This is a genomic window from Microbacterium marmarense, assembly GCF_037204165.1.
In the GTDB taxonomy this organism is placed as follows: Bacteria; Actinomycetota; Actinomycetes; order Actinomycetales; family Microbacteriaceae; genus Microbacterium; species Microbacterium marmarense.
In genome coordinates, this window is record NZ_JBBDGL010000001.1 from 852,078 (window position 1) to 866,893 (window position 14,816).

The following is a 14,816-nucleotide window of genomic DNA, read 5'->3' on the forward strand; positions in this document are numbered from 1 at the left end:
CCTTCTCCTTCTCCGCATCATCAGACCATCGAACTCAATCACACCGATCCCAGAGTTGGGATCATCCCTGCAGGTATCAACGAAGAGGAACTGCCATGAAGAAATTGCAATCCAATAAGTCCTGGCGAAAGATCGCGATCGCCACGCTGGGCGCGACAGCGGTCGGCGCGCTGCTGAGCGGTTGTGCAGTCGGCGGAACGACGACCGAAGCTGTTGACCAGGCTGAAGGAGACGCCACGCTCGTTGTCTGGACCGATGCGATTCGGCTTCCGCTATTCGAGGCATATCAAGAGGCGCACCCCGAGGTGACTCTGGAGATCGAGACCCTCGATAGCTCGCCCGATGAACTGGCATCGAAGATCCTTCTCGCCAACACTTCAGGTCAGGGATGGCCCGACGTTCTCGCAACTGCTGCATCTGCAGCGAGTTCGCTGGCGGGCGACCCGTACGACTTTGCACTCGACCTAACGTCGCTCGTCGACCCAGAAATTGTTGGGGACTTTTCTCAGGGGACGCTTGACCCGTGCACGGTGGGAGACGAACTCATCTGTCTGCGAGGTGACTTCGCGCCCGGCGTGCTCTGGTACAACCCGAACCTGATGGACGAATTCGGATACTCCATACCGACGACCTGGGAAGAGTTTCAGGCCACTGGCGAGAAGCTGGTTGAGGAGCACCCCGGCTACGTCGTCGGCAGCGCGAGCAACCCGTGGGACGACCTCACGTACTACGCGGCAGCGGAGTGCCCCGGCCCGGAGTTCACCGGTGTGAATACAGTCAAGGTCGACTTGAGCGATCCGAACTGCACACGAGTCACTGAAATGATCGACAGCATGCTCGAGGTCGATGCGTTTGCCCGAACAGCAGTCGTGGATCCCCAATTCGCGCAGGACTACGGCACTCCTGAGAAGGTCCTGATGATGATGGGACCGATCTGGTACGGACAGAACGTCTACGCCAACTCGTTTGACGCTGCTCCTGGCACGCTCTCGTTCGCAGCCCCGCCTAAGTGGGAGGCGGACGCCGAAGCCCACACCGGCGACATTGGCGGTCGCGCGTATGTCGTTTCGAGCCACAGTGAGTACCAGCAGGCGGCTGCGGACTTGGTGACCTGGGTCACGACGGGTCCATTCCTCGCCACTGAGGCCTCCACCACGTTGCCTTCGTATGAGCCCATGCAAGGCGCTTGGCTTGACCGCAACATCGAGGACGGCACGTTCACCGAAGTCGATACTCCGCTCAACGAAGTGCTGGCCACCGCCGTCGATGGTATTTGGACGGGACTGACCTACAAGCAGGCCAACTCCGAGACCTACCGGTCAGTGGTCCCGGCTGCGCTCGGGACAGGACAGTCGATGACCGAAACTGTGCCGGAGTGGGAGACGCGACTGGTTCAGAACCTCGAGGCAGCTGGTTGGGAAGTCGAATGATGTCGACCCCACAAAGCCCCGCGCTTGCCGTAGCGGCAAGCGCGGGGCCGGAGGCTAGCGGCGACGAACTGGCGCCTTCCGCGGGTCGCGGCGGGCGCGCGCCAGGCGGCGCGTCGCGAGGCATGATCCTCTCGTCCTACCTGTTTCTCTCGCCGTATCTTCTACTGGTGATCGGATTCGGCCTCGTGCCCGCGATCTATGCCGTCGTCATCTCGTTCAGCGGACCGAATGGCGGATTCGCGGGATTTGACGCCTACGTGCAGACGTTTCAAGACTTCCGCTACGTCGATGCGTTTGTGAATATCGGCATCTACGCTTTCTTCTTCATCGCACCCTCGATGATCGTCTCGATCGGCATCGCGTTGCTCCTGCAGGGGCGGTCGGCGCGCGTGGGCTCCGGATTCCGGTTCGCGTACTACCTTCCGCAAGCCCTCGTCGGCGCGGCCGGAGTCGTGGTGTGGATCTTCATGCTGAACCCGGCGACAAGTCCCGTGGGGGGACTCATGAACGCGTTCGGTCTCGAGAACATCTTTCAGGTGCTCACTCCGGCCGCTGTCCCCCCGGTGCTGGCGATGATCGCAGTATGGACCTCGGCGAACGCCATCCTTTTGATGTATGCGGCGCTCACATCCATCCCCGCGGAGATTCTCGAAGCTGCACGAATCGACGGTGCCGGTTCATGGACCACGGCCATGCAGATCAAGCTCCCGATGCTGAGAAAGTGGATCGGCTACACACTGATCCTCAATATTGCCGCGGCGACGCAACTCTTCGTTGAACCGCAGATCCTCTCGAGCGCGACAGGCGGAGCCATCGGTGATGACTTCTCGCCGCTGCAACTGACCTACACGTTCGCCTATACCTACGGAAACTTCCCCGCAGCCGCGGCGTTGTCCGTCCAACTGCTCGCCATCGCCGGAATCCTCGCCGCGGTCGTGCTGCGAAAGACGGATATGTTCCGGGTGGAGATCTGACATGACATATGCAATGAAAACGGAGTCCATCCGGACCCCTCCCCCTTCGCTCAACACGGGGAAGAAGTCACCGTTCGGACCATCCACAGCTCGCGCCGTCGCCTGGTTCGTGCTGCTCGCATGGGCAGCCTTCTCGTTGATACCGATCATCTGGCTGCTACTCGCCGTCACCAAGTCCAACGCGCAGCTGCAGAACGATTTCCCATTCTCGTTCGGCAGTTTCGGGAACATCTCGACTGCATGGACGAACTTGCAAGGCTACGACGGCGGAGTCGTCGTAGATTGGATCGGAAACTCGGTCCTACTCACCGCTGGCGGTATTCTCCTGGCGGTCGTCACGACAGTGCCGGCGGGCTATGCGCTCGGAACGCGAGAGTTCCCCGGCCGTAAGGCGATACTGATGGTCAGTTTGCTGCTCATGCTGGTGCCGGCGTCGGCACTCGTGCTGCCGTTGTTTCTCGAGATGACGACGCTCGGACTTGTCGGGCATCCACTATCGGTCATCTTGCCTCTGGGCGTCTTCCCTTTCGGTATCTACATGTCGTTCATTTACTTCAGCACGACGGTGGACAAAGACATCTATTCCGCAGCGCGACTTGACGGGTGCAGCGAGTTCCAAGTGTTCCTGAGGGTCGCGGTGCCGCTCGCCAAACCCATCGTCGTGCTCATCGCGTTCTTCGCCTTCATGCGCAACTGGACCGAGTATTTTCTTCCGTTCGTCATGCTGGGAGGTCCACAACAGCCGCTGCCCGTCGGGCTTGCGACTCTCGCGAGTAACGTTCCCCAGCTCAATCCGCTGTCAGCCCAGGCTGCCGACGTCGGGCTGCCAGAACTGATCCTTGCCACTATCATTTCGATGGCCCCCGTAATGATCGTCCTGATCGTGGCTCAGCGGACTGTGCTTCGCAGTGCAGATCTGATGGGCGGCGGACTACGTGGCTGACGTCACAGAAGAAGGCTCGTCCGCTGATCGAATCGTCTCCGTAGAAGTGGTGATGGTCGAGACTCCCGGCGTTTCACCGTCATTCCTCTGGCGGGATGGGCTGCCCGGTTCGGATCCCGCCGGATTTGGCGCCTGGCTTGTGATCACCACTGAATCAGGACTACGCGGGTATGCCTTCGCCCAGCGAGGGGTGATCCTGAAGGACATTGTTGATCGGCGTCTACGTGCCGAGCTGATCGGCCACGATGTGCTGGCGCGCGAGTATCTATGGCGGCGGGTGTGGGAAATCGACCGCATTGAACACATCCCGCTCCACCTGATGGGAACGGTCGACATCGCGCTGTGGGACATTGGCGCGAAAGCGGCTGGAGTGCCGCTGTACAGACTCCTGGGATCGTTTCGAGAAGCCATACCGGCCTATGCGTCAACAGCAACGTTTGGTGACATTGCTGAGTACCTGGACGTCGCAGACCAGTGCCGTGAGCTCGGCTACCCCGCGATCAAGCTCCATGCTTGGGGAGATGCTCGAAAGGATGCTGCGCTCGCGCGGGCGCTTCGCTCGCGCATGGGCGACGACATGGACCTCATGTACGACGGCTCCGCCGGATTCGACCTGGCTGACGCCGTCTATCTCGGACGGGCGCTAGCTGATGAAGGTTACCTTTGGTACGAGGAGCCGATGCGGGAGTTCAGCGTTTCGGCGTATGCCGCTCTCGCGCGCCGCGTGGAGATTCCCCTGCTCGTCGCCGAAACCAGCCCCGGCGCGCATCTGAACACGGCCGACTTCATCGCGTCGGGATGCGCAACAGCTGTTCGTACGAGCTCAGCGCTCAAAGGGGGAATCACAGGGGCGATGCGTATCGCGCACCTCGCAGATTCGTTCTTGCTCCGCGCGGAGGTTCATGGCGGCGGCTTGGTGAACACGCATTTGTGCATGGCGATCCCCAACACGACCTACTACGAGTCGCTCGTTCCGCATAGCGAAGTAGCGCGAGAAAGCGTTGTAGGCTCGGACGGATTTGTGCGTGCGAGTAGCGCCATTGGTGTCGGATGGGAGTCGGCCTGGCAAGAGTTCGGGCCGCCGAAGGGAATCACTCTGTGAACGGTGCAACGGCTGGCGATGAGGCGGTTACGGTGACGCGAGTCGGGTTGTTGGGCGCGTCTGGCATCGCGCCGCGCGCGATAATTTCCCCTGCGAAGCGGCGCGCCGACGTGTCGATTGTGGCGGTGGCATCTCGCGGCGACGCGGCAGATTACGCGCAACGCCACGGCATTGGCCGTGTCCACGCGGACTACCAGGCCCTGGTCGACGACTCGGAAATCGATCTGGTTTACATCGCGCTGCCGCCCTCCGAACATGCGCGGTGGACAATCGCTGCGTTAGAAGCGGGCAAGGACGTGCTGTGCGAAAAGCCCTTCGCGATGAACGCCGTCGAGGCAGATGAGGTCGCTCAAGCGGTGGAGCGCACCGGGCGCCGCGTCGTCGAAGCATTTCACGACTACTACCACCCGCTGTTCCAATGGGTGCGCGAGTTCGTTGCGTCGGGTGAGCTCGGCGTGATTGAGGCCGCGACCGCTGAGTTCAACGCAGAGATTCCGTTTGAGGCCTCCTCAATCCGCCACGTGCCGGAACTAGGCGGTGGAGCGCTGATGGATCTCGGATGCTACCCCCTTCACTGGCTACGCTCATTGTTCGGTGAACCCACCGTGGTGAAGGCGAGCGCAGAGTTGAACCCGCTGGGTGCGGATCTTTCGATCGCTGCTCGGCTGGACTTCGGCAATGAGCTCGAAGCGAATCTGGGCGCAAGCATGGCGCCCGGCGTCGAGTTCGGCGCTTTCCTGCATATTGTGGGCTCGAAGGCGACATTGCATGTCGACAATCTGGTGTTCCCCTCTGGCGGCCACTCCATCGTCGTCACCCGCGACGGTCTCGACTACACGTCGACTGTCGCAGGGGAGGAAACATACGATCACCAACTTACGGCGGTGCTCGATGCGTTTCGCACGGGTGAGTCGCTCGCCACCGAAGTCGAAGACTCCGTGCAGACCATGCGAGCCATCGACGACATCTATCGTGTCGCAGGGGTTCGCTGAGACTGGTTGCTAGATCGCAGTGTGAGCCGCCAGCGCGTGGCGAGCACAACGATAGTCGCGAGTAGGCCCACCTCGACGCCACTGGCAACGAGGTAGTACCCCCATTCGCCGATAGCTGCACCGACGATCGTGATCGCGAAGAGGGCGGCCACGATGACGTTGAGCAACCGGTTGGCACGCCAAGGAAGAAACACGCTGGCCACGATCATCAGTGTTGGAACCGTGACGTAGAGCACGATACCCAGCATGAAAGGCTGACCGACCTCAAACACGAAGACACGTCCAGCCTCGATTTCTTCACGCAAGTCAGCCCGGTAGAGGCCGAAGATATCGACGAAGGCGACGATGATCATCGTCGTCGCCCACAGCGCAGACAAGCGCAAGCGAACGTCGATCGGTGGCAGCGGTTGAAGAGTGGATGACATGGAAACGCCTTTCATGCTTACGGGTGTAAGGGTAGTGATATCAGCATAGCCTTACACCCCGTAAGTGAGGCAATATGGAGGAATGACAGCGCGAGGAACACTGAACCGCGAACTCGTCATTTCCGCCGCCGCAGCTGTGGCGGATCGCAGCGGAATCAACGCCGTCAGCATGCGCACGGTTGGCGCCGAGCTCGGCGTAAAGGCGATGTCGATCTACCACCACGTCTCCGACAAAGAGGCACTGCTCGACGCGCTGGCGGAGTGGGTGTTTGCGCAGATCGAGCTGCCCGTCGTTGGCGACCCGTGGCGCGAGGCGATGAGCAAGCGCGCAGCATCAGCACGTGCTGTGCTCGGCCAGCACCCTTGGGGGCTGGGGATGCTGGAATCGCGACCCGTGCCAGGCCCCGCTCTGATGCGACACCACGATCGGGTGGTTGGATGCCTCATGAGCCAAGGCTTCTCAGCACTCCTCGCGACGCACGCCTTCTCAACACTCGATGCGTACATTTACGGATTTGTGCTGACCGAGGTGAGCTTGCCATTTGCTGCGGAAGGCGAGACGGAGGCAGACTTCGCGGCGAGGGTGGCGCCTTCCGAAGCGGAATACCCGCACCTTGCGCGTGCGCTTGAGGAGCTCTTTGCTCAGGAAAGCTATGCGTTCTCGGACGAGTTCCTCGATGGGCTCAATCTCATTCTTGACGGACTCGCGCAGCGCTTGGCCGCAGCGCAAGGCCATGAGCGGCCTACCGGCGCTGATCCGCGTCGCGCGTGAGTCTCCTCGATCTAACGCCGCTGTCGATTCTCTTTACTTCACCCCGGCGCTGACGACGCTTTGAACGAAGTAGCGCTGAAGGAAGAGGAACAGGATGACGATTGGCGTAATGACCAGCACCGCACCCGCCAACAACAAGCCATAGTTGGTCGCTTCTTGCCCTTTCGAAAACAGCGTCAGCGCGATGGGCAGTGTGTACGTAGCCTCGCTCTGCGCTGCGACTAGCGGCCATAGGAAGTTGTTCCACGACATCAGGAACGTGAGGATCGACAGCGTCGCAATCGGTGCGCCGCATAGCGGCAAGACGACTGTGAAGAACAATCGAACTTCCTTCGCCCCATCGAGACGAGCTGCTTCCAGCAGCTCATTTGGGATTCCCATCATGAACTGGCGCATGAGGAAGACACCGAGCGGCGTGACAAGGAAAGGCAGGAATAGGCCGGGCAGCGTGTTGACAAGCCCGAGCTTGCTTACCAGAACAAACAAGGGCACGAAGGTTACTGTCCCCGGAACCATGAGCGTGAGCATTACCAGCGCGAACAACAGCTTCTTGCCCGGGAACTCCATCTTGGCCATCGCATAGCCGACCATCGAACAGAACACCACATTGCCCGCCACCGTGACGGTGGCCACGATGAGGCTCGTCATGAAGAACTGCTGGATGTTCAGGTCTTGAAACCACTGCAGGTAGTTGTCGAACGTGAGTTCTTGGGGTATCAGCCCCGTCGGGTTTCGTAGGAGTTCGCCTTCGGTTTTCAACGAGTTGATGACCATGACGACGAACGGTGTGAAAAAGAGGATGACGCCGAGCGTGAGCAGGAGATACGCAACCGCCTGCAAGGGGGCGGGCGTCTCCATAGCGGTGGAGCGCGAGCGCCGGCGCTTCTTTGGCACGGTGACCAAAAGTGTTTCTGACATCTCTTACTCTCAATCCTTGGAGCGCAGCACGCGGAACTGTGCGAACGCCAACAGTGCGATGACTACGAACAGCACGTACGACCCGGCAGAGGCCGTGCCGTAGTTGCCGAACCCAAACTCGTTGTAGACGAAATAGGTCACCGACAAGGTCGAATCGAGTGGGCCTCCGTTTGTCATGATGAACGGCTCCTCGAAGAACTGCAGGTAGCCGACTGAGATGAGAATTGCCCCGAGCAACAGTGTCGGGCGCATGAGCGGCAGGGTGATGTGGATGAACCGTTGCCAGATCGAGACGCCGTCGAGCGCGGACGCTTCCCGCATCTCGGGGGCAATGGTCTGCAGTCCTGCGAGAAAAATGATCATCAGTGTTCCCACGTTGCGCCATACGGCCATGACAATGAGGGCTGGCATTGCCCAGAAGGTGTCATTGAGCCAGTTCGGCCCATCGATTCCCACGAAGCTGAGCGCCGCGTTGATGATTCCGTCGTCCTGCAAGAGAAAACGCCACACCACAGCCACCGCGACGATAGATGCGACCACTGGCAGGTAAAACCCGACACGGTATACCGACCTCAGTCGTGAAATTCCCGTGTTGAGGGCAAGGGCCAATAGCAGCGCCACCGCCATCGTGAGTGGGATGCCGACGAGCACGAAGTAGAAAGTGACGCCCAGTGACTTGATGAACTGTGGGTCGCGGAACAGCTGGATGTATTGGTCCAAGCCCACGAACGTGACGGCGAACGGATCTTGCACGTCGCTGGCCCTGAAGTCCGTGAACGACATGGCAAACGACGACAGGATCGGTATCAGCATGAAAACGCCGAAGAAGATCATGAAGGGGAGTGCGAATCCCCAAGCGACGAGGGCCTGTCGTCGGGCGCCTTTCGACGCCCGACGATTCACCTTCGCGCTGCTCTGGTGAGCAACGGACATGTTACTGTCCGGTTCCGATTGATTCGGCAGCCGACTGCAGATCTGCCATCGTCTGGGCAGGATCTGCTCCCGCGCGGATGATCTGTTCCAGCGCCTTGTCGGCCTGGGCGCTTACCTGCGTCCAAGTCGTGAGGGTAGGAGGCGAGTTGGTGTCGGTGAGTTGTTCGCCGAGGACGCTCAACAGTTCGTCGTCAGCCAAAGCTGGGTCGTCCCACGCGCTCTCCACGGCGGGCAGGTCTCCGACAGCCTGTTGCCAGCGCACCTGCACATCGGGCTCGCTGAGCCAACGCGCAAACTTCCAGGCTGCTTCAGGGTTCTGGCTCTTTTCGAAGACGACCAAGTTCGATCCACCGGTGAAGCTTGTCGAAGAGACCTCCTCGGGTACACGCATGACACCGATCATGTCTTTGTAATCTTCGCCTCCGCCTGCGGCAGTCAGCGATCCGATGAGGCTCGGGCCACCGGTCAAGACGGGAGTCTTTCCGCTGACAAACTCCGACTCGCCACTGCCCGCGCCAGTCTCGGCGTCGGGATTGGCGATGCCTTCGCTGAAGAACGATTCGTAATACTCCATCGCCTCGACCCATTCCGGTGAGTCCAGGGTCCACTCCGTCTGGTCGGCGTTGGTGATTTCGGCACCGTTGGACCAGGGGAACATCAGCATGCTCTGAAATGCGTCGGTGCCGCTGGAGGGGAGTCCTACGCCGTACTCTGCCCCCGCCTCGGTTTGCAGAGCTTTGGTGAACTCCTTGAATTCATCCCAGGTTTGCGCACCTTCCGGGAATCCCGCCGTTTCAGCGAGATCCTTGCGGAAGTAAAACACGCGTGTGTCGACGTACCACGGCACTCCGAAGAGCTGGTCGCCCACCATGTTCGTGCTTAACGATCCCTCAAAGAACCCTGAGGTGTCGATCCCTTCTGGTACGGGAGTAAAAGCGCCGCTGAAGTCGGCCATCCAGGTGGTGCCCATTTGTGCCATGTCTGGAGTTGTGCCGGCGGCGATGGCCGTCTGGTACTTGTTGTGCGCGGCATCCCAAGGCAACGCGGTGACGTTGATTGTGAGATCTGGATTGAGTTCTAGAAATTCTTCGGCAAAGGCAGGCAGCGCGGCCGCCTCATCTGCTTGCGCCCAAATGTTTAGTTCTCCGGTCGCCGGCTGATCGTCCAGCGCGTCAATGGCTGAAGCGTCGCTTCCGGCGGAGTCAGCCCGCCCGCAGGAGGTCAGTACCAGCCCGGCAGCTAGCGACAGCGCAACGATGGCAACTGCTCTGCGTGAGCGATTGTTCTTGAACATCATTGTCCTTTCATCAAGGTCTTAAATCAATAAACGGAATCTATGTCAAGATGTGTGCATCGTCAATAGGTCTGCGCAACTATTTCCAAAAATGCCTTTCCGCAGGGTGACCGCACGAGCCCATCCCAAATCGGTCAATGAGCTGGCCAGCGCTAGGCTCGCTGCAGTCGGAGTTTGAAGGGGGCAACGTCGGTGCGGACCGCGGAAGAGAGCGATGTGCTGCCCTTGCGACAGCGGCGCCACAGCATGGAGCTCGTACTCAAGGCGCTTCAGGACGCGAGCACCCCATTGACAGCTTCAGGTCTTATGCCTCGCACGGATCTGTCGCGGCAGGGCGTGCTCGCAGTGTGTGATGCGCTCATCTCCCTCGGACTCGTGATCGAAGTGGCGCCGACCGCCCCGCGTTCGGCCACAGGTGTCGGGCGGAGGTCTCGAACGTTCGCGTTCAATGACCGCGCAGGTTTTGTCGCAGGCGTCGAGTTGGGCCCGGAGCGGATTGTGGCGCAGTTGTGCAACCTTCGCGGTGATGTCGTCACAGCGACGGTTGTGGAGCGCAGGACTCCAATTCAGTCAGCCTCGGCACTGATAGACGAAGCGAAGAACATCATTGATGATCTGGTGGTCGAGGCCGCTATCGATCCTGGACTCCTGACAACAGTGGCTGTTGGCGTTCCCGCGCCGGTCGACCATAACGGAGGAGTTGGGAGCTCGACGCGAGTTTCCGGGCTCCCTGGAATCAACGTGATCGAAGCTTTCAGCGCCGGTCGCCCCTGGGAAGTGCTCGTCGATAATGACGCCAACCTCGCGGTCATCGGTGAACGCTGGCGCGGGGCCGCTCAAGGGCTCGATGGCGTTGTCTTGATGCTGGTGCAGGAGCGGTTCGGCGCTGGCATTATCGATTCAGGTCGCATCGTCAGGGGTGGCAGCGGCTTTGCGGGGCAGATGGAGTTCGTGAGGCTTCTTGAAGGTGGGCATGGAACGCAAGGTATTGTGCCTTTGACAGCTCTGTTTGTCGAACAGCTGAGCGAAGAGGATCGGACCAGGGTCACCACGCAGGTGCCTGCTGAGCAGAGCGCATCCAGCTCTGAACAGTCCGTGGGTCCTTTGGAGGTCGAGGCCGTGTTTGAGGCCGCGTCGAAGGGCGATCGGGTTGCCCTCACCATCGTTGATGCCGTGGCCGACCGGCTGGCGAGAGTCTCAGCCGTGGTCGCGACTCTGCTGGGCCCCGACATTCTCGTGTTCGGCTGTGACGTGCCCAGCGACGCCGAAGAGCTCCTTGAGCCTGTTCGTCGGAAGCTAGCCGATCTTGTCGAGGGTGAGCCGCCAAGCTTGGTTCGCTCAGAACTTAGGGACCAAGCCGTGGCTGTTGGCGCAGTGCGCTGCGCCCTAGATCTCGCGCATCAACGTCTGATCCCATCTAGGTTCTGAAGTCGCCACAGCGCTGGGCGCAGCCTTCAGCTGCGTGAGAAAACCTTGCCCGATAAAGGGCGTCGTGCAATAATCCACGGCATGGATTTATGTCGTGCACCGAGGCCGACAAAGCGTCAAGGAGACAGCGATGCCAATCATGGATGAACTCCAATACAAGGACAGCTCCTTGCCGATCGACGCTCGCATCGACGACCTCTTGGGTCGTATGAGCGTTGCCGAGAAGGTCGGGCAGATGATGCAGCTAGATGCGAATCGGGCTGATCTGGACGACTTGATCTCGACGAACCTTGTCGGTTCGCTGCTGCACATCGGGGAGCGGATGGGCGAAGCGATTGAGATCGCCGAGCGGACGCGGCTTGGAATTCCGCTACTGACCGCTGACGACTGTATTCACGGTCACTCGTTCTTTTCCGGCGCGACGATTTTCGGTACACAGCTCTCGATGGCTTGCTCCTGGGATCCAAAGCTCCTGGAACGGGTTGCACGTGCGGCTGCGGTGGAGATCTCAGCGACCGGTATTCACTGGACGTTTTCTCCCGTCCTCTGCATCTCTCGCGACCTGCGCTGGGGGCGAGTGGACGAGACCTTTGGTGAAGATCCGATTCTCATCGGTGAACTCGGCGCTGCCATGATTCGTGGGTATCAGGGTGAGGGGCTGGATGACCCCACGGCGGTTCTCGCCTGCGCCAAGCATTTCGCAGGGTACTCCGAGACGCAGGGTGGCCGTGATGCCAGTGAAGCCGATGTCAGCCGACGCAAGCTGCGCTCGTGGTTCCTCCCCCCGTTTCAACGGGCGGTCGATGAGGGATGCCGCACGTTCATGCTGGGCTATCAGTCGATCGACGGCGTACCGATCACAGCGAATAGGTGGCTGCTTTCAGATGTGCTGAAAGGTGAGTGGGGTTTCACTGGCACACTCATCACTGACTGGGACAACGTGGGGCGCATGGTCCGCGAGCAGAGAGTGTGCGCCGACCATGCCGAGGCTGCTGCGGTCGCTGTCGAGGCTGGCAACGATCTTGTGATGACGACACCGGAGTTCTTTGAGGGTGCGCAACTTGCTGTCGCCACCGGAAGGCTCGCAGAAGCCGACCTTGACGAAGCCGTCCGCAGAATCCTTCGACTGAAGTTCGAGCTGGGTCTGTTCGAGAACCCTCGGGCGCCCGATGTGGCGCTGCAAGCTCAGGTCATTGGCAGCGCCGAGCATGCTCGGCTGAACCTCGAGATGGCGAGGCGTTCGCTGGTGCTGTTGCGCAATGACGGCACCCTGCCACTGATAGATGCGACGAGCGTCGAGCAATCTCCGCGGACGATCGCTGTGGTCGGGCCCAACGCCGACGACCCTCATGTCACGCTGGGGGACTGGGCTGGTTCATCGGGCCAGGTCGCCTGGATGCCCGATGGTCACCCTCGTGAGCTGGTGCAGACCGTGCTGGACGGGATGCGCGCGGTCGCTCCCGAGGGCTGGAGCGTGACCCACTCTCGCGGCGCCGATATTGAGGTTCTCATCCCTGATCCTGGGGGTGAGAAGTGGCACGACGGCGGTCCGCGAGTGCCCGTCTTTTCTCCAGCGAAGGTTGATCCAGCAATGCTCGCTGATGCGGTGGCTGCCGCGGGGTCGGCTGACTATGTCGTGGCAGTGCTCGGCGACACGATCGCATTGACCGGGGAGACGCGCTCGACCGCCACGCTCGAATTGCAGGGTGCGCAAATAGCGCTTCTTGATGCTCTTGTGGCGACGGACACCCCGGTCATCCTGGTGCTCGTGCATGGAAAACCGGCGACTCTGCCTGCCTCAGCAATGCAGACCGCAGCCATCATCGAGGCGTTCAACCCCGGCATGCGGGGTGGGCAGGCTGTCGCCGAACTCATTCTGGGCTTGATCGAACCTAGCGGTCGTCTGCCGATCTCGGTGCCGCGGCACGTCGGGCAACAGCCTGTCTATTACAACCAGGTGCGCGGCCAGCATGGTGAGCGATACGCCGACTTGACCCAGGAGCCGCAGTTCGTCTTTGGCGAGGGGCTGTCATACACGAGTGTGGAGTACTCGAACCTTCATATTCCCATCGATGAGGTGGGGTCTGACGGTGTGATTCGTTGTCAGGTGACGCTCACCAACACCGGAGCTCGCCCGGCGATCGAGACTGTGCAGGCCTACGTCAGCGATCTCGTGACCACCGCTACCTGGGCTGAGAAGGAACTCAAAGCATGGCGCCAGGTGCGGGTGGAGGCGGGTCAGAGTGAGACCGTGACGGTCGAGGTGCCAGCTGCATCGTGTTCCATCGTCACCTCCGACGGGCACCGAGTCGTCGAGCCGGGGCGTTTCGAACTCCTCGTGGGCCGCAGTTCCCGGCCCACGGATCTTCTCTCGGCGGAGTTCACCATCGCGAGATGATGATCTGGCCGACTCTTCGCTAGCAGCCGCCGGAGTCAGTCGAGAGGGCGCCGACGCAATCGTTTGACGTCGGTGCGTTGTTTCTTGGCTGTCAGTCGACGTTCCTTTGAGCCCCGGCTCGGTTTCGTAGGCCGACGAGGCGCGGAGGGTGGGGCCAGCGCCTCAGCGACGACTTTTGCCAGGCGGGCACGCGCAGCATCCCGATTCTGCTTCTGAGCGCGATGCTCGGAAGCAGCGATTGTCAGCACTCCGCCGACGAGCCGACCGCTGAGGCGACCGAAGAGACGCTCTCGCAATAGCGGTGAGAGCGCAGCCGAACTTGCTGCGTCCCACACGAGCTCGACGCGCGAATCAGTGGTGTTCACACCTTGCCCTCCCGGGCCAGAGGAGCGCGAGAACCGCCAGGTCAGCTCAGACTCAGGAATCGTGACCCGAGAGTCCACCCTGAGACCAGGACGGTGGGCGGCGGGCATGTCAGCTCACTCCCGCCCGTCTTCAAGAGGGATAAGCATGGTGCGAAAAGGGCCCTCCGAGCGGTGCAGATCCCAGACGCGATCCGCGACGTCGTCAATGCCGTTTGGCAGTTGCAGTTTTGGGATGCCGCCGGGAATGACGAGCTGCACGACGCGAATGCCCTCGCTCTTGAGAGCATCATGGAGCATTTCGCCGTAGGCGCTCTCTGCCGGAAAAGCGATCGACGTTCCCGCGAAGTCGGGACGTGACTTCACCGAGGTTCCGCCGTTGATCATAATGATGCTGCCGTCACCGGCTTCGCGCATCGCCGGCAAGACCGCGCGTGCAGCGTGGATCAGCCCCAGTGCGGAGAAACTCATTGCCTCAGAGGCCAGTTCGGGTGTCAGATCCAGCACCGGCTTGAGGTAGTCGCGGGAGGGGAGAGGGCTGTACTGCAGCGCGGCGATGGGGCCCAGTTCGTTCGCGGCCTGGGCCAACGCCTGCTGCAGTTCAGCTGGCACCAACACGTCGGCGGTGTAGGCCCGCGCAGTCAAGCCTTCGGCGGCGAGTTCGTTCACGACGTCGTCGAGCTTCGCCTGGGTTCGCGCGATGAGCGCGATAGCGAAACCTTCACGGCCGAATCGGCGAGCTACAGCAGCACCGAGGCCGGGTCCGGCTCCGACGATAGCGAGTGTGGGCATGGGTGTCCTCCGGGCAGATATATAGCGCTTTGACCTTAGTGCGAGAGGGAAAA

General features: G+C 60.9%; 14 protein-coding genes. 8 read left to right on the forward strand and 6 right to left on the reverse strand.

From position 1 onward, the window contains the following. Positions 1 to 95: 95 nt before the first annotated feature. The 5 genes from WDU96_RS03810 to WDU96_RS03830 are packed head-to-tail and all read left to right on the forward strand — an operon-like array spanning position 96 to position 5,441. Complete coding sequence (locus tag WDU96_RS03810) at positions 96 to 1,430, forward strand: ABC transporter substrate-binding protein (protein WP_337337155.1); 1,335 nt, start codon at positions 96 to 98, stop codon at positions 1,428 to 1,430. Next, positions 1,430 to 2,404: a carbohydrate ABC transporter permease gene (locus WDU96_RS03815; protein ID WP_337337156.1), complete on the forward strand. Its 975-nt coding sequence runs from the start codon at positions 1,430 to 1,432 to the stop codon at positions 2,402 to 2,404. Before WDU96_RS03810 ends, WDU96_RS03815 begins: the two co-directional genes overlap by 1 nt. 1 nt (position 2,405) lies before the next feature. Further along, on the forward strand, positions 2,406 to 3,347 hold the full coding sequence (locus WDU96_RS03820; RefSeq protein WP_337337157.1) for a carbohydrate ABC transporter permease: 942 nt from the start codon (positions 2,406 to 2,408) through the stop codon (positions 3,345 to 3,347). After that, entirely contained in the window at positions 3,340 to 4,449 is a 1,110-nt protein-coding gene (locus WDU96_RS03825; RefSeq protein WP_337337158.1) for an enolase C-terminal domain-like protein, read from the forward strand. The genes WDU96_RS03820 and WDU96_RS03825 overlap by 8 nt, the downstream gene beginning before the upstream one ends. After that, positions 4,446 to 5,441 (forward strand): Gfo/Idh/MocA family protein, encoded by a 996-nt coding sequence (locus WDU96_RS03830; protein WP_337337159.1) that lies wholly within the window; start codon positions 4,446 to 4,448, stop codon positions 5,439 to 5,441. Before WDU96_RS03825 ends, WDU96_RS03830 begins: the two co-directional genes overlap by 4 nt. Here the strand turns inward: WDU96_RS03830 and WDU96_RS03835 are convergent. Continuing rightward, positions 5,417 to 5,866 (reverse strand): DUF6326 family protein, encoded by a 450-nt coding sequence (locus WDU96_RS03835; RefSeq protein WP_337337160.1) that lies wholly within the window; start codon positions 5,864 to 5,866, stop codon positions 5,417 to 5,419. The two genes, WDU96_RS03830 and WDU96_RS03835, sit on opposite strands and share 25 nt — an antisense overlap. Before the next feature lie 82 nt (positions 5,867 to 5,948). Between WDU96_RS03835 and WDU96_RS03840 the strand changes: the two genes are divergently transcribed. Then, on the forward strand, positions 5,949 to 6,638 hold the full coding sequence (locus WDU96_RS03840) for a TetR/AcrR family transcriptional regulator (RefSeq protein ID WP_337337161.1): 690 nt from the start codon (positions 5,949 to 5,951) through the stop codon (positions 6,636 to 6,638). A 33-nt stretch (positions 6,639 to 6,671) separates the two neighbouring features. On the opposite strand, the gene WDU96_RS03845 is transcribed toward WDU96_RS03840, so the two are convergent. Genes WDU96_RS03845 through WDU96_RS03855 form a run of 3 tightly spaced genes read right to left on the reverse strand, consistent with a single transcriptional unit; the run spans position 6,672 to position 9,783 of the window. Continuing rightward, positions 6,672 to 7,556 (reverse strand): carbohydrate ABC transporter permease, encoded by an 885-nt coding sequence (locus WDU96_RS03845; protein WP_396667659.1) that lies wholly within the window; start codon positions 7,554 to 7,556, stop codon positions 6,672 to 6,674. A 9-nt stretch (positions 7,557 to 7,565) separates the two neighbouring features. Beyond that, positions 7,566 to 8,489, reverse strand: coding sequence for a carbohydrate ABC transporter permease (locus tag WDU96_RS03850; RefSeq protein ID WP_420063928.1), 924 nt, complete (start codon positions 8,487 to 8,489; stop codon positions 7,566 to 7,568). A gap of 1 nt (position 8,490) precedes the next feature. Continuing rightward, positions 8,491 to 9,783, reverse strand: a complete 1,293-nt coding sequence (locus WDU96_RS03855; protein WP_337337163.1) for an extracellular solute-binding protein — start codon at positions 9,781 to 9,783, stop codon at positions 8,491 to 8,493. Positions 9,784 to 10,029: 246 nt separating this feature from the next. Here WDU96_RS03855 and WDU96_RS03860 point away from each other — a divergent pair, with 246 nt between their 5' ends. Together WDU96_RS03860 and WDU96_RS03865 are read left to right on the forward strand one after the other, a co-directional pair. After that, complete coding sequence (locus WDU96_RS03860; RefSeq protein ID WP_337337164.1) at positions 10,030 to 11,211, forward strand: ROK family protein; 1,182 nt, start codon at positions 10,030 to 10,032, stop codon at positions 11,209 to 11,211. 139 nt (positions 11,212 to 11,350) lie between these two features. After that, positions 11,351 to 13,609, forward strand: coding sequence for a glycoside hydrolase family 3 N-terminal domain-containing protein (locus tag WDU96_RS03865; protein WP_337337646.1), 2,259 nt, complete (start codon positions 11,351 to 11,353; stop codon positions 13,607 to 13,609). 35 nt (positions 13,610 to 13,644) lie between these two features. Here the strand turns inward: WDU96_RS03865 and arfB are convergent, their stop codons facing one another. Together arfB and WDU96_RS03875 are read right to left on the reverse strand one after the other, a co-directional pair. Continuing rightward, positions 13,645 to 14,082, reverse strand: a complete 438-nt coding sequence (gene arfB, locus WDU96_RS03870; RefSeq protein WP_337337165.1) for an alternative ribosome rescue aminoacyl-tRNA hydrolase ArfB — start codon at positions 14,080 to 14,082, stop codon at positions 13,645 to 13,647. Between the two features lie 6 nt (positions 14,083 to 14,088). Beyond that, positions 14,089 to 14,763 (reverse strand): SDR family NAD(P)-dependent oxidoreductase, encoded by a 675-nt coding sequence (locus tag WDU96_RS03875; protein ID WP_337337166.1) that lies wholly within the window; start codon positions 14,761 to 14,763, stop codon positions 14,089 to 14,091. Between the last annotated feature and the right edge of the window lie 53 nt (positions 14,764 to 14,816).

Bases quoted from the DNA above. Each gene is read 5' to 3' on its own strand.
- WDU96_RS03810 (WP_337337155.1), top strand. From the start codon at position 96: ATGAAGAAATTGCAATCCAATAAGTCCTGGCGAAAGATCGCGATCGCC.
- WDU96_RS03815 (WP_337337156.1), top strand. From the start codon at position 1,430: ATGTCGACCCCACAAAGCCCCGCGCTTGCCGTAGCGGCAAGCGCGGGG.
- WDU96_RS03820 (WP_337337157.1), top strand. From the start codon at position 2,406: ATGACATATGCAATGAAAACGGAGTCCATCCGGACCCCTCCCCCTTCG.
- WDU96_RS03835 (WP_337337160.1), bottom strand. From the start codon at position 5,866: ATGTCATCCACTCTTCAACCGCTGCCACCGATCGACGTTCGCTTGCGC.
- WDU96_RS03840 (WP_337337161.1), top strand. From the start codon at position 5,949: ATGACAGCGCGAGGAACACTGAACCGCGAACTCGTCATTTCCGCCGCC.
- WDU96_RS03845 (WP_396667659.1), bottom strand. From the start codon at position 7,556: ATGTCAGAAACACTTTTGGTCACCGTGCCAAAGAAGCGCCGGCGCTCG.
- WDU96_RS03850 (WP_420063928.1), bottom strand. From the start codon at position 8,489: ATGTCCGTTGCTCACCAGAGCAGCGCGAAGGTGAATCGTCGGGCGTCG.
- WDU96_RS03855 (WP_337337163.1), bottom strand. From the start codon at position 9,783: ATGTTCAAGAACAATCGCTCACGCAGAGCAGTTGCCATCGTTGCGCTG.
- WDU96_RS03860 (WP_337337164.1), top strand. From the start codon at position 10,030: ATGGAGCTCGTACTCAAGGCGCTTCAGGACGCGAGCACCCCATTGACA.
- WDU96_RS03865 (WP_337337646.1), top strand. From the start codon at position 11,351: ATGGATGAACTCCAATACAAGGACAGCTCCTTGCCGATCGACGCTCGC.
- arfB (WP_337337165.1), bottom strand. From the start codon at position 14,082: ATGCCCGCCGCCCACCGTCCTGGTCTCAGGGTGGACTCTCGGGTCACG.
- WDU96_RS03875 (WP_337337166.1), bottom strand. From the start codon at position 14,763: ATGCCCACACTCGCTATCGTCGGAGCCGGACCCGGCCTCGGTGCTGCT.